The sequence below is a fragment of the Desulfosalsimonas propionicica genome (assembly GCF_013761005.1).
GTDB classification, from domain to species: Bacteria; Desulfobacterota; Desulfobacteria; order Desulfobacterales; family Desulfosalsimonadaceae; genus Desulfosalsimonas; species Desulfosalsimonas propionicica.
The window spans coordinates 88,785-103,146 of sequence record NZ_JACDUS010000003.1 but is presented as its reverse complement, the minus strand read 5'-3'; the positions used below and the strand labels follow the sequence as shown (position 1 = coordinate 103,146).

12 protein-coding genes are annotated in these 14,362 nt (G+C 55.2%); 8 read left to right on the top strand and 4 right to left on the bottom strand.

All coding sequences use genetic code 11. The features are described 5' to 3' along the window. Nucleotides 1–5: 5 nt before the first annotated feature. The 5 genes from HNR65_RS06465 to HNR65_RS06445 all read left to right on the top strand — a co-directional run bounded on the left by HNR65_RS06465 (nucleotide 6) and on the right by HNR65_RS06445 (nucleotide 5,926). Nucleotides 6–2,147: a TonB-dependent receptor gene (locus HNR65_RS06465; RefSeq protein WP_181550664.1), complete on the top strand. Its 2,142-nt coding sequence runs from the start codon at nucleotides 6–8 to the stop codon at nucleotides 2,145–2,147. Between the two features lie 191 nt (nucleotides 2,148–2,338). Next, on the top strand, nucleotides 2,339–2,953 hold the full coding sequence (locus HNR65_RS06460; protein WP_181550663.1) for an FmdE family protein: 615 nt from the start codon (nucleotides 2,339–2,341) through the stop codon (nucleotides 2,951–2,953). Continuing rightward, nucleotides 2,950–4,098, top strand: a complete 1,149-nt coding sequence (locus tag HNR65_RS06455) for an iron ABC transporter substrate-binding protein (RefSeq protein WP_181550662.1) — start codon at nucleotides 2,950–2,952, stop codon at nucleotides 4,096–4,098. The genes HNR65_RS06460 and HNR65_RS06455 overlap by 4 nt, the downstream gene beginning before the upstream one ends. Before the next feature lie 5 nt (nucleotides 4,099–4,103). Continuing rightward, nucleotides 4,104–5,174, top strand: coding sequence for a FecCD family ABC transporter permease (locus HNR65_RS06450; RefSeq protein ID WP_181550661.1), 1,071 nt, complete (start codon nucleotides 4,104–4,106; stop codon nucleotides 5,172–5,174). Continuing rightward, a complete protein-coding gene (locus tag HNR65_RS06445) occupies nucleotides 5,171–5,926 on the top strand; it encodes an ABC transporter ATP-binding protein (RefSeq protein WP_181550660.1) in 756 nt (251 codons plus the stop codon). Before HNR65_RS06450 ends, HNR65_RS06445 begins: the two co-directional genes overlap by 4 nt. A 25-nt stretch (nucleotides 5,927–5,951) precedes the next feature. On the opposite strand, the gene HNR65_RS06440 is transcribed toward HNR65_RS06445, so the two are convergent. The 4 genes from HNR65_RS06440 to HNR65_RS06425 all read right to left on the bottom strand — a co-directional run bounded on the left by HNR65_RS06440 (nucleotide 5,952) and on the right by HNR65_RS06425 (nucleotide 11,229). After that, on the bottom strand, nucleotides 5,952–6,257 hold the full coding sequence (locus HNR65_RS06440) for a DUF8180 domain-containing protein (RefSeq protein ID WP_181550659.1): 306 nt from the start codon (nucleotides 6,255–6,257) through the stop codon (nucleotides 5,952–5,954). Between the two features lie 84 nt (nucleotides 6,258–6,341). After that, a complete protein-coding gene (locus HNR65_RS06435; protein WP_181550658.1) occupies nucleotides 6,342–8,030 on the bottom strand; it encodes a FlgT C-terminal domain-containing protein in 1,689 nt (562 codons plus the stop codon). A 142-nt stretch (nucleotides 8,031–8,172) separates the two neighbouring features. Beyond that, a complete protein-coding gene (locus HNR65_RS06430) occupies nucleotides 8,173–9,492 on the bottom strand; it encodes a hypothetical protein (RefSeq protein WP_181550657.1) in 1,320 nt (439 codons plus the stop codon). A 417-nt stretch (nucleotides 9,493–9,909) separates the two neighbouring features. Further along, nucleotides 9,910–11,229: an OprO/OprP family phosphate-selective porin gene (locus HNR65_RS06425; protein ID WP_181550656.1), complete on the bottom strand. Its 1,320-nt coding sequence runs from the start codon at nucleotides 11,227–11,229 to the stop codon at nucleotides 9,910–9,912. Between the two features lie 376 nt (nucleotides 11,230–11,605). Between HNR65_RS06425 and HNR65_RS06420 the strand changes: the two genes are divergently transcribed. From HNR65_RS06420 to pstA, 3 genes are all read left to right on the top strand, one after another. After that, nucleotides 11,606–12,427, top strand: coding sequence for a phosphate ABC transporter substrate-binding protein (locus tag HNR65_RS06420; RefSeq protein ID WP_181550655.1), 822 nt, complete (start codon nucleotides 11,606–11,608; stop codon nucleotides 12,425–12,427). A 113-nt stretch (nucleotides 12,428–12,540) separates the two neighbouring features. Then, nucleotides 12,541–13,434: a phosphate ABC transporter permease subunit PstC gene (pstC, locus tag HNR65_RS06415; RefSeq protein WP_181550654.1), complete on the top strand. Its 894-nt coding sequence runs from the start codon at nucleotides 12,541–12,543 to the stop codon at nucleotides 13,432–13,434. A gap of 27 nt (nucleotides 13,435–13,461) precedes the next feature. Then, nucleotides 13,462–14,319 (top strand): phosphate ABC transporter permease PstA, encoded by an 858-nt coding sequence (pstA, locus tag HNR65_RS06410; RefSeq protein WP_181550653.1) that lies wholly within the window; start codon nucleotides 13,462–13,464, stop codon nucleotides 14,317–14,319. The last annotated feature ends 43 nt before the right edge of the window (nucleotides 14,320–14,362 follow it).

Below are 14,362 nucleotides of genomic sequence, written 5' to 3'. Positions count from 1 at the left end.
CGCTGATGACAATTTCAGCGCCGGCGGTTTCCGGAGCTGAGGAGCCGGAGCAGCCAGAGCAGCCGGCTTATCAAATGGAGGAAATTGTGTTTACAGGCGCTCAGATTCCGTCACCCGAGGCGGACACCCAAACCATCCGGATGGAATCGGCCGGCCGGGCCGTGGTTACCACCGTGCCGGATGCCATGGATACGGCCGCGGGCATTGACATCCAGCGCCGGGGCATCCTTACCCCCAAAAACAGCCAGGTGCGCCTGCGGGGCCTGGATGAAAGACGCTCCCAGATTTTGCTAAACGGCCGGCCCTTAAACGGCACCGGGGTCATGGGCGGTTATTTCGTGGACTGGACCGCCCTTTCCACTCAGCAGATTGACACCGTGGACATTACCAAGGGCGCGTTTTCCGCCAAACACGGAAACAGCCTGGGAGGCGCGGTGAGCATGACATCCCAGGCCCCGGACAAGGATTTTGAAGCCAGCATTTCAACCGGCTACAAGCGATATAACACGTTTTCCGCAAATGCCTCCGTCTCCGGCCGACAGAACGCATTTGCCGCCAGTTTGTCCGCGGGTCACAAACGCACCGACGGGCACCTGCGAAACAGCGGAGCAGAGCGCACGGATGTTTCGGGCCGTTTTCATTACTTCTGGGGCGATGATGGCGAACTGCAGCTCTCCCTGCGCCACAGCACGGGCGATTACCAGATGCCCGTGGAAAACCGCAAAAACACGGCCGATTATGATTCGGATTTTCCGGAGCATGCCGGCGACTACCTGGCGGGTCCCGGAATCAAATTTCCGGGCGAAGACAGCCACGGCGACCGCAGCTTTTTTCACAAGGAGCGCACAGAGGCAGATTTCCGGGCCCAGAAACAGATCGGATCCCTGGATTCGGAACTGATTACCTACATCAACTACGAAGACCGCACAGACACCCTCTATTCCCGGCAAACCGGCGAAAAAATCCTGGAACGCGATGCGGTCCCGGACCGGTCCTGGGGCTGGAAAACCAATTTTGCCCGACCGGGAAAAGATCACCAAATCGGATTTGGCGCAGAGGGAAATTATCAGGGATACGGCGGCACGGACAACACCTATATCCGGCCGGGGTATTTTCCCAAGCCTCCTGCAGACGTTGACGATGACTGGGATGCCACCCGGTGGCACGGCGTCTACGTGGATGACACCTGGGGTGTGAGCCAAAAAACGGATGTATACGCAGGGCTTCGCTATGATGATTACAAGGGAGACCGAACTGTGGATGCGGTCACCGGTTACAATGCAGCAGGCAAACCCCTGGGATATGCGGACCGGGATGTGGATTTTCACGAAGGGGTTGTCCAGCCGAAACTCGGCCTTGTCTACAGCCTTCAGCCATGGCTTTCGCTCTACGGCCGGGCCGGCCGGGCCGCCCGGTTTCCGGACAACCCGGCATTTTACTGGTATTATGCGGGATACCAGCCGGAGCTGGATTCCCGGACAAATATCACCCGAAAGGACCTCACCTATGAAGACGCCATGCAGTACGAGGCCGGGGCTGAATACACCGGCCTGAAAAATCTCACCTTGTCGGCCACCGTGTACCATTACCGGGTGGAAAACTATATCCGCTGGATTTTCGGCTATGCCCCCAGCCGGGTAGTTTACAATGTTGACCGGGTGGATTTTACTGGTGCGGAAATCGATGCCACCGCATCTTTGACAAAGCACATCAGCGCATTTGCCAATTTTGCCTGGCAGGACACGAAAAAACACGGCGATGTCCTGGATGCCAGCAACACCCTTTCCGATTCCCTGCCCGAGCTGCCGGAATACAAGTTCAACTGCGGGCTTTCCTGGCAGCGGCCGGACGGGGCCATGGCCCGGGTCAAACTGCGCTGGGTCGATGAACGGCAAGTGCCCTACCTGGCCGGTACAGCCAGCCCGGACGGGGCCTCTCAGTTTGCCGGCGCAACAGCCGAACTGCGGGAAATGGATGATTTTGTCACCGTGGACCTTTTTTTCAAGTACCCCGTATTTGCGCACCTGGACTGCACCGGCTTTCTCACCGGGGGGGTTGAAAACCTCATGGATGAAACGTATCAGGAGGAATATGATTTTCCGGCACCAGGCCGAAGCTTTCACATCGGCGCGGAACTGGTCTTTTAACCATTTGAAATTTGAAGGCACCGTAAAAAGTCTGATTTTAGATGGTGCCGTAAAAAGTTCAAGATCAAGGCTTGCGCAATTTCGAAGAATGCAGCGTACTTATCCGTACGTGAAATTCTGAGAAATTGCGCGTAACGCGGATATTGGAGTTTTTACGGCGCCATCAAATTTGCAACCAAGGAGATAAAAATATGACAGCAAAGGAAGTCATGGAACGCGAAGATTTTCAAAAATGCCTGGAATTTCACGGCCATCTGTGCCCCGGGGTTTCCATCGGGTACCGGGCGGCCCGCACCGGCATGGCCCACTTAAGCCAAAAACGATCCCTGGACGAGGAACTGATTGCCATCGTGGAAACCGACGCCTGCTCGGCCGATGCCGTACAGGTACTCACCGGGTGCACCTTTGGCAAGGGCAATTTTATTTACCGGGATTACGGAAAGATGGTGTTTACCTTTGCCAGCCGGCAGACCGGCCGGGGCGTGCGCGTATCCTTGCGCCCCGGTGCCTTTGAACCGGATCCCGAACACATGGCGCTTTTGCAGAAAGTCATTGCCGATCAGGCCGATGAAACAGAAAAGCAGCGCTTTTCCCAAATCCATGAAAAACGATCCCACGATATCCTGGAAATGGATGAACAATCCCTGTTCTCCATTGCGGAAACAAACATTGACCTGCCGGGCAAAGCCCAAATCGACCCTTCTGTTGCCTGCAACCAATGCGGGGAACCCACCATGGCGGCAAAACTGGTGGAAACCAAAGACGGCAGCCGCATATGCCGCCAGTGCCATGGGGAGGAAAAATGACATCCCGCCTGGCTGTTTTTTTCCTCGCCCTGACGGCCGCCGCGGTCATGGTTCTGGTCCCGGCGGCCGGAAACCGGGCCGCCTGGGCCCAAAAAATGGAGACCGTCACAGATGCCGCAGGCCGAAAGGTAACCGTTCCCGTGCCGGCCGGCCACGTGATTTGCTCGGGTCCGGGATGCCTGCGGCTTATGGTCTATCTTCAGGCAACAGACCGGGTGGTCGCGGTTGACAGCATGGAAAAAGACGTCTCTTCCGGTGCCGATCCCCGGCCCTATGCCCTGGCCCATCCGGAACTCCGGGACCTGCCCATGTTCGGGGAGTTCCGGGGCATGGACAACCCGGAACTCATTGCCGCTCTGGATCCCCGGCCCGAAGTGATTTTCAAAACCTTTGCCTCCATGGGCCATGATCCGGGCGAGCTCCAGAAAAAAACCGGGATTCCGGTCATTGTGCTCCAATACGGAAATCTCACCGGCTACCGCCATCAACTGGATCAATCCCTGGAGATCATGGGCCGGGTTTTGGGCAAAACCCAACGGGCAGAAGAAATCATCCAATTTTTTGACGATCAGATCGCAGATCTGGCCCGGCGTACCGCAGACGTGCCCCAATCGGCCAAACCCACCTGCTATGTGGGCGGGATTTCCTACAAGGGGCCCCATGGATTTCGCTCCACTGAGCCGGATTTTCCGCCCTTTGAATTCACCCGGGCCCGGCATCCGGCCAACAGCGCAAGGCCCACGGCCGGACCGGTTTCCAATGCCCAGGTGGCCCGGGAACAGATTTTGGCCTGGAACCCGGAAATTTTGTTTCTGGATCTTGCCGGCACCGTGTCCAATCCCGGTGCCAGCGCCCTGGATGAGCTGCACACGGATCCGGCATACCAGCACCTGGACGCGGTTGGCCGGGGCCGGGTATTCGGCCTGATGCCCTATAACTGGTATGCCCAGAATTTCGGGGCCGTTTTTGCCAATGCCTGGTATGTGGGCAAAAAGCTGTATCCGGAAAAATTCTCCGACATTGACCCGGCCAGAAAAGCAGATCAAATCTTTTCCTTTCTTGTGGGGCGTCCGGTTTTTGACCGGATCAACGCCATGTTCGGCAACCGGGTATTTGAACAAGTGATGGAACAAAAAGGCGAATAACAGCCATGCACCTGACCCATACGCAAATCCCGGAAGAATACAAAACCCATATCGGCAAAAAAACCACCTTTGTGGCCGCAGCTTTTGTTCTGCTGATCCTGGTGCTTTTTGCATCCGTGTCTGTCGGCGCGGTGCGCGTGCCCGTGGGCGAACTGATTTCCAGCCTCCTGGGCCGGGCCTCGGCGCAAAAATTCGACATTATCATCTGGCAGATCCGGATGCCCCAGGCCCTGACCGCCATGGCCGCAGGCGCCGGACTGGCGGTTGCCGGGGCCATGATGCAGTCCATTTTGCGAAACCCCCTGGGATCGCCCTTTACACTGGGCATTTCTCATGCCGCAGCCTTTGGTGCAGCCCTGTGCGTGATGCTGGTGGGGCCGGGATCTTTACAGGAAACCGGCTCCGGGCTCCCGGCAATGCTGGCCCCGTATGCAGTCACCATTTCAGCCTTCGGGTTCAGCCTTGTGGCCACGTTTATCATCATTGGCATTTCCCGAATCCGGAGCGCTTCCCCCGAAGTCATGGTTCTGGCCGGAGTGGCCCTGGGATCGCTGTTTACCGCAGGCACCATGTTTCTGCAGTATTTTGCCGATGACGTGGAACTGGCGGCCATGGTGTTCTGGACCTTTGGCGACGTGTCCCGGGCCAGCTGGCAGGAGCTGGGCGTGATCACTGTGGTGCTGGCAGCGGTGTTTGTTTACGGGTTTTTCAAGCGCTGGGATTACAACGCCATTGACGCCGGAGATGAAACCGCCAGGGGCCTCGGGGTCCGGGTGGAGCGGGTGCGGCTGGTGGGCATGCTGGCAGCCTCCCTGATCACCGCGGTGGTGGTGGCATTTCTGGGCATCATCGGATTTGTGGGCCTGGTGTGTCCGCATATGGTGCGGCGCCTGATCGGGGATGATCACCGGTTTCTGCTGCCCGGCACCTGCGTGATCGGCGCCCTTCTGCTGCTGGCCGCAGACACGGCCGCCAGGTTGGTGCTGGCCCCGCATATTCTGCCGGTATCCATCCTCACCTCGTTTCTGGGTGCGCCCGTGTTTATTTACCTGATCATCCGGGGGCAGCAGCGATGATTCTCACAGTGGACAATGTCTCGTTTCAGTATAAAAGCACGGCCGTGCTGGATTCCATCTGCTTTCAGGTGCCGGTTCACAACGTGGTGGCTGTTCTCGGGCCCAACGGGGTGGGCAAGACCACCCTGCTGCGGTGCATGAACGCCATTTTGCGGCCCAAAAGCGGTGTGGTGCGCATCAACGGGGAAAACATCTTAAACATGGGGACAATGGAAATCGCAAGACGGATGGGATATGTGGCCCAGCGGGCGGAAGCCGCCAGGACAACGGTTTTTGACGCCATTTTATTGGGCCGGCGGCCGCATATCACCTGGCGGGCATCTGAGCACGATCTGCGGCTGACCCATGCGGCCATTGACCGTCTCGGGCTAAATTCCCTCTCCTTGCGGTATGTCACGGAATTAAGCGGCGGGGAACTCCAAAAGGTCAGTATTGCCCGGGCTTTGGTGCAGGAGCCCGGGATCCTGCTGCTCGATGAACCCACCAGCAGCCTGGATCTGAAAAACCAGATCGAAATTTTAAAGACCATCCGGCAGGTGGCGGCCACCCACGAGGTAGCCGCGGTAATGACCATGCACAATTTAAACATGGCCCTCCGGTATGCAGACCAGTTTATTTTTTTAAAGGCCGGGCGCATTTTTGCCGCAGGGGGCGCGGAAACCGTCACCCCGGAAATCATCGGCGAAGTCTATGACGTGGCCGTGGACATCACCCGCCACCGGGGCGCGCCCATGGTGGTGCCCCTGGGATAAGCAGCCGGGGGCAAAAAACCGGCTGCTACTTGCCCTTAAGCACCTGTCCGGCCTTTTCCAGGTCCGTATTGATGGCCTGGCTATCTTTTGCAACGGATTCAAGGATCTCCGCCACTTCCGGAAGCCCGGCCTGCCGGGCCCGGTCCGCCCACTGCCGGTAGGTTTCGGCATGATCAGCGTTGTGCTTGAGCCAGTGGGAAACCATTTTTTCCAGCTTTGCCGCCATGCTCATTTCAGACGACCCGCTCTCATGGCTATGCACGTGTTGATGATCATGTCCGTGATCATGGTCGTGTCCGTGTCCGTGGTCATGATGATGATGATCACTCATCTGCCTGCCTCCCAAACAATCTTTTGCCGAAATTAAACGTTTTGAGTTACCCTGTCACCCGTCACTTGTCACTTGTCACCATTTTCACGGTACAAGCGCAGACAACGGCACCGAAACCACATGCGACCTTGCCCCCTGGGAGAAAAACCCGCCCTCTGCCACGCAGATCAGGAGTTTGCCGTCATATACGGCCACATCCTGAATCGGGCCCTGGAAATGATCCGCCAGCCGCTGGAGCCGGTACACGTTGTCTTTGCCGAAAAAAATCCCCACGGTACCCTGCCCCGGCCCGCCGCCGATCATTGAAGAAAACCCGGCCGAGTTAAGGGGGATGGCCGCAAACTGGCGCTGATTTGGCGAAAACAGGGCCGGCTGCCCCCAGACCGCCACCTTTGACGGAGCCACGTCCGGATTCTCGGGATCGCCCACCAAAAACGAACCATAGGACGGGGCAAATTTATCCGTTGCCTCCCATACATGATTTTCCTGCTGATAAACCACCAGGCGACCGCCGGGATTGAAAAACCCCAGTTCGTTCCGATTGTCTGCGTTCACATCCCCGTAAAACGCCCCGAAAAGCGAAAACCCAAAGGGCACATCCATTCTTTTGCCCGTTTTCACGCCCCCGTCATTGATCGCCAGTTCATGGACCACGGGCAGCAAAAGATCGGTTCGGGAAAACCGCTGGCCCCATAGTTGGGGGGCTTTGCCGTTTTCCGCCCGGCCCATGAAACCCAGCACATAAGGGATGCCATCGGCTTTTTGCGCAAAACCATTGTCCGTAACCGCCAGTATCATGGAGCGCATGCCCGCATCCGAATCATAGATATTGACGGCCAAAAGATGATCGCCTGCGCCTGAAAGGCTGACCACTTCACCAAATCCCGGATACTCGTATTCAAATGTATGGCCGCCTTCAAGGCTTCTGGCCGTGATGGTGCGCCCGGACAGAGATACCAGATACGGACTCCCGGATTCCTCGCTTCTGGCCACACCCATGTGATCGGCTCTTTTGTCAAAACTCGCCACGGCCTCAAATCCGGATACCTCCATGGGCGTGCCCATGCCGGGCAAAGCCCGCACAGCCGCGGATTTGGCTGCCGGCGCAACTTTTGCCGGCTTTGCGGCAGGAGCAGACCGGGCAGAAGTCCGGGCTTTTGCTTCCGATTGGTAAACCCCGCGCACCTGGCCGCCGGTCCACACGGTAACCCCGCTGCTGTCGGCCACAAATACCACGCCCCATGCAAACGCCCCCGATTCCGGGCCCTGGCCCGCGCTCTGCCGGTAATCCTGCCAGTCCAGATGATCCAGCCGGGAGCGCAGCAGCTTGTACTGATCTGCAGAATCGCCGGTTTCATCCACAAACCAGGCTTTGACCTGTTCATGGCGCACCGCCTTCATGCCCGAGGCAATTTCGCAGTCCCTAGCGTCCAGGCACTGCACCTCGATTTCGGAAAACCGCTCATGGACCTGCACTACTCGTGCCGTGGCCGCAGGCGGGGCAAACTCGCCCAGGGTCTCCCCGGTTTCCGGGTCTTTGACGGATTGGGCCGGCTGGTAAAGGGTAAACAGATCGCCCTTTTTCACGTCCTGTTGACTGCCCTGGTTGATCAGCCAGTGATCCTGCGGGCCCTGAATCAACCGGGCCTCCAGCACGGACAAATCCGACGCCACCTGGTCTGCGGGAATTCCGGCAGCAGATAAAAAGGCCGGAAAAATGGTCATCAGCAAAACCGTCGGCAGCAAAACCGCAAAAATTTTCGTGCGTTTCATGGGGCTCACCTGAAGCGCTCAAAATGCGCGCTTTTTTGGGTTTGACAAAAACAACCGGCTTTTTCCAGCCCCGTCCCAATCAGGAGGGGCCGGAAAAAGCCTTTATCACCACTTCACTCAAATTGTTCCAATTATGCCAGATTTAGAAAGCAAACACCATGCCTGCGGCCACCTGGTAGACATCATCATCGTCAAACATCTCTTCTGCCAGATCACCGGAAATCAGGTAAGCACCTTCCAGTTTCAGGGTCAGGTTGTCATTGTATTTGTAAGCATACCACAGGTCAAACTCGTATCCCAGTTCATCTTCGCCGGCCAGGGATTTCTCAGCGGTTTCCAGGTAACGCACCGCGCCCCGGAGACTGTTTTTGGCATCCAGCTGAATTTCACCATCCACGGCAAAGGTCATCAGACCCTTGTTTCTCAAAGGCGCAGGCATGGTATATCCGAACTGGTCATCCACGAACCGGTCCAGGGACGCAGCAAGGCTATCCTTGAAAAAAATCTGGCCCACCTTGACATCCGCATCAACAGACTGGAAAGCATCCATGTCCCCGTCAGTATCATCATCATCACCGCTCACATACAGCCCCTGCACAGACACCTTGGCATTATCACTCACCCGGGCGCCCACAATCAGGTTGGCCAGCCAGGCCGACACATCCAGGTCTGCATCACGGCCAATATCGTCGATCTCTCCGATATCACCGCCCTGGTAGATCAAATCACCGGAGGCAAAAATGGGGCCGTCGATGTTACCGGTCAGCCCCATCCAGTACTGTTCAGAACCTTCTCTTAATGCCGGCTGACGAGGATCGCCATCCTCGTCCGTGAGGGTATTCTTCCTTTCAAAATCATCTCCATACAGGGCAAAACCGCCAATCGTGATATTCTCACCGGGTTTGAAATCCCCCTTGATCATATAAAAGTCGGTTTCAGCAGCATCATCCTCGCCAAAACCTTCCTCCAGGCCCCGGAACCAACCGGCAGACCAGTTGACTCCGCCTTTGCCATGCAGGGTAACACCTGCCGCGGTTTCCGTCCACACCCAGTGATTCACACCGGTTTTCTGCAGGCCAGCCCGACCCATGACCTGGTCGTTCATGCCCGGCACATTGAGCTGGATATAGGCAAACCGGTTTTCAAAATCCACGCTGTCTCCGGAATACTTCCAGGAATCACTGTCGCCGAAATTGTTGGCCCCGGTTTCAAACCCGTAAACCATCTTGGCCCGGCCGTCATCGGTTCCCACTTCGGCCCGGAAACGGAATTTGCCAACACCAATGGTGGTGCTGTCGTTGGTATCCTTTCCGCCCAATAAATAAGCATCTGATGCACTCATCACCCCGGTGCACGCCTTTCCGTGAAAATCCACGGTAAATGCCGCCGCGGGCAGGGCTGTGCATAAAAAAAGCAGCCCTGCTGCCAATACTGTTACAATACCTGTTGCCGTCTTTCTCATTTGTCCTCCTTGAATTGTTTTCTGTTGTTTGTAATCAAACAACGGTTTTTGGCGGGATGCATAATTTGCCGGACATCCCTGTTGGATAATCGTGTTATTTGGGCCATAGCACTGGCAGGCGCGATTCTGCAACCTTTTTTTGCATCCAAAAGCCGGATAAGCCCCTTGATTTTATGCTATTTTTTTATGGCACCGTCAGGGTTGTCCCTGAAAATAAAGGGATTTTCCGCCGCCATTGCTGCAAAAAGAAATTGCACCGGCGAGCCCGGTGGATTGGAGAAGCTGGCGCTGTTTTCAGGTGATATTGGGTTGGTGGGTATGCCGCCGGCCGGGGGGCCGGAACAGAGGGTGAATGCAATAAAAAAAGAGCCCGCGTGCGGGCTCTTTTTTTATTGATTTGGATTTTCTTTGCAGCTGCTAAAAATCTACCTGGAACCGGGCCTGAACAATGTTTGCATTGTCATCCGCCACATCTTCGCGGTCTTCGAGGTCTGCATAAACATAGTTTAACATCATGCGCACATTGGGGTTTAAGTGCCAGTTGACGCCCAGGGTCAGATTGCTTAACTCACCGCCTTCGATTGCCTCATCGTTTAAGTCCAGGTTTGAATAGCGCACGCCGACTTCCCATGCACCGGCTCCGGGCTTCTGGAAACTGAAGTTTCTGTTTGGCTTAACCCGGCCGAATGACCCTGAACCGGGCTTGTAATTGCGGCTTTCACCTGTGAGAAAATAGCTGCCATAGACATAATAGCCGCTGAAGCTTGGATCATTTGCCGCATCCGAACCCACGAAGCTCTGCATGTATTCTGCCTGCACCGAAAACGGCCCCATTACCATGGCCGCTTCCAGACTCATGATATCCGCATCATCAACATTAAAGCTGCCGGTATTCGCCAGGCGCACGCCGGTTATATGCGCTTCCGGCCGCTGCCTGTACCTGAGGGTTGTTTCGTCTTCATCCCGGAACTGCCGGGTGTAGGAAAGGCCCAGATGCACGGCCTTTCTGCCGTTGTCAGCGTAAACCGGCGCCCCGGTGACCCTGGCGGTAAGATTGATATCCGTATAATCATTGAAGCCATCCCCGAAGCCGTCAGCATCATAAAACGCCCCTATGGCCCAGGACATCCGTTTTCCCAAAGCGGCATCATATGCCATGATACCGGTGTTTCGGCTCGGAGAAAAAACATTGGGCAGACCCCGTTCCATAAAGGTGATGTACTTGCTGCTTGTCTGTTCTTCCAGAGAAAACGGCTCCTTGAAGTGACCAATCTTTATGTTGCCAAGGGCCGGAACCTTTTTCATGCCAATGTACATGTCCTTAAAGTCGGCATCTCCCCCGGCAAAATCGTATTGCGCCTTAAAAAAAACATTGTTTTCAAATGATCCGGAGGCAAAAAGACGGGCGCGCCGAAATTCCACGCCGTCTCCGTCCAGGCCGCCGCCCAGGTCATCATCAAAGCTGTCATCAGCGCTGATGCTTGCCCAGTCAGCCATGATGCGCCCGCCGAACTTCACGTCATAACGGCTTTTTCCGCCTTTTACCCTCTGTGTGAGCTCCTCATACCGGGAATCTGAAATGTGATCTCCTTGTTTCAGGATATCCAGAATCTCCTCCGTGGTACTTTTCTCCGCTGCAGCGGGCCCTGCAGCGAATGCGAAAACACAGGCGAACGATGTCAATAATATCGCCCCGGCCCTGCTCAATGGTCCTGCTAACCGATTCAAACGCTTCATTTCCTTTTCTCCTTTTTTTGTGATTTGACGTTTGTGTTTTCACTTTCAGTGGCGGGTATAGCCGACGACATTGTCGATTCAGCGGAGAAAAGGTGACGTTTTTATGACAATTCAAAAAATTTTTTCAGCTTGCGGGCGCGAAGGCCTTTTCAGTTTTAACTTATTAATAGATTCGGTTCAGCAGGCACATGAGACCGGCTGCATCAAAAAAGGGCAAGGACGCCCGAAAAATCGTAACAGAATCGTAACATATCAGCCATGAACCTGTAGCAAAGCGGGGTTATTGTTTGCTTGCACATGCAGAAAGACCCTGCGCTGCAAAAAAAGTTGCCGGCGCAGCCGAAAAAATGAATCAAAAACATTTAAGGAGGATCTTATGAAAAGACTGTTGATGATCATGCTGGTTTTCATTATGGGGCTTACCCTGGGCACGACACAGGCGTGGTCTGCCGAAAAACTCACAATCAAGGGCTCCACGACTGTTCTGCCCGTAACCCAGAAAGTGGCAGAGGCCTTCATGGAAAAGTATCCGGATGTTAACATCTCCATATCCGGAGGCGGCTCGGGCAACGGCATAAAAGCCCTTATCGACGGTACCACCGATATCTGCCAGGCATCCCGTTTCATCAAAGACGAAGAGGTCAAAAGGGCGGTTGAAAACGGGCATTACCCGGTTCCGTTCGGAGTGGCATTAGACAGCATCATCCCGGTTGTAAACCCGGACAACCCGGTAGACGACCTGAGCCTGGAAGAGCTCAGAGGCATCTATAACGGAGACATAACCAACTGGAAGGAAGTGGGCGGCACTGACCGCAGAATCACACTGGTTTCCAGGGATTCATCCTCGGGCACATACGGGGTCTGGGGAGACATCATCCTTAAGGGCGACAGGGTTACGCCCAGGGCACAGACCGTGGCCTCCAACGGAGCAGCCGTGGAAACCGTAAAAGGCAATCCCTATGCAATCGGCTACATAGGGATCGGCTACCTGGACGAAGACCTTAAAAACGTCAAAATCGACGGGGTGGAGGGTACACCCGAAACCACGGCTTCAGGAGAATTTCCTGTCTCCCGGTATCTCTATTACTTCACCGACGGGTGGCCCTCGGGCACAGCGCTGAAATTTATCAACTTTGCACTGCATCCCGAGAAGGGTCAGCCGCTGGCTGAAAACGTCGGTTACGTGCCCCTGTATTAAAAAAAATGCATCAATTCCTGAGATAAAAAGGGAGTGCAGGTTCCCATCTGCACTCCCTTAATGCCGTTAATGGACAACTTCACAAACCGCACAAAACCAAACAGGGAAACAACATGGGCCTGCAGAGCTGGCAAAGGGAAAAACTGGTACACGGGTTTTTCCTTCTTGTGGGAGCAAGCGGGGTAATTATCCTGCTTTTGATCTTCCTCTTTCTTGTAAAAGAAGGGCTGCCGATTTTCGAGGTGGTTTCAGTGGTGGATTTTATCTTTGGAACCCAATGGTATCCCACCTATGATCCCGCAGATTACGGGATTTTCTCACTGATCGTCGGATCCCTGTGCGTGGTTGGCCTGTCCTCGCTTATTGCCATTCCCGTGGGTGTATGCACCGCCATCTACCTGGCGGAAATTGCACACCCCAGGACCCGCTCGATACTCAAACCGGTAATCGAACTCATCGAGGGGCTGCCCACGGTGGTCATTGGTTTTTTCGGAATGGTGGTCATGGCACCGTTTCTGCAAAACCTGCTGGACCTAAACACCGGGCTGAATATCTTCAATGCCTCGATTATGCTGGCATTCATGGCAGTGCCCACCATCGCCAGCATATCAGAGGACGCCATATACAGTGTTCCCGCTCATGTAAAAGAAGGCTCCATGGCCCTGGGGGCCACCCACTGGGAGACCATTTCCCGGGTCATTCTTCCCGCCTCTCTTGCGGGAATCACCACCGCGGTTGTGCTGGGAATAGCAAGGACCATAGGCGAAACCATGGTAGTGCTCATGGTGGCAGGCGGCGCGGCCATGATACCTGAATCCGTATTTGACCCGGTGCGGCCCATGCCTGCAAGCATCGCGGCTGAAATGGGGGAGGCACCGTTTCAGAGCCATCATTATCATGCCTTGTTTGCCATAGGGCTGGTACTTTTTGTATTCACTTTTGTCTTCAACCTCATCGCTTCCTGGCTGTCGGAAAAACACAAGCAGGTGGGCGAGGCCAATCTATAAGGACACCCGGAGAAACCCGGAGGAATAATGAAACCGCTCTATAAGCGAAAATTCTCCCAAGGCATGGCTTTTACCCTGTTCAGGGGTGCAAGCTATATCAATGTACTGGTCCTGGCTGTATTTATCGGTTTTATCGCAATAAACGGCATCAGCGCCATAAGCTGGGAATTTCTGACCCAGATGCCCAGAGAATCAATGACCGAGGGGGGCATCCTTCCCTGCATACTCGGCACGATATACATAAGCCTGGGGGCCATTCTGGTGGCCTTCCCGCTCGGGGTGGGCACCGCAATATATCTAAACGAGTTTGCAGGCGAAGGCAGGTGGACCCGGATTCTCCGCATGGGAATTATCAACCTTGCAGGGGTCCCTTCCGTGGTTTACGGTCTTTTCGGCCTGGGATTTTTTGTTATCCTGCTTGGCATGGGAGTCAGTCTGCTTGCGGGGGCGCTGACCCTGGGGGCATTTATCCTCCCCCTGATCATCGGATCCGCGGAAGAGTCCCTGCGAAGCATCCCCCAGTCCTACAGGGAGGCCTCCCTTGCCCTGGGCGCCACAAAATGGCAGACCATATACAAGATGGTCCTGCCCGCAGCTCTTCCGGGCATGCTTACGGGATTCATACTGGGTGTCAGCCGGGCGGCAGGTGAGACCGCGCCGATCATGTTTACTGCTGCTGTTTATTACACGGGCAAACTGCCGTCATCCATTTTTGATGAGATCATGGTCATGCCTTATCATATATACGTTCTGGCAACTGCGGGCACCAGCATAGACAAGACAAGGCCCCTGCAGTACGGGACAGCGCTGGTGCTTATGTTTCTGGTCCTGGGCCTGAACCTGGCTGCCATTATCATCCGAAACAGACTGCAGAAAAAACTGTAAAACTTTTTTCCCAGAGGTTATTCTTGATTGCACGATTAAAAGT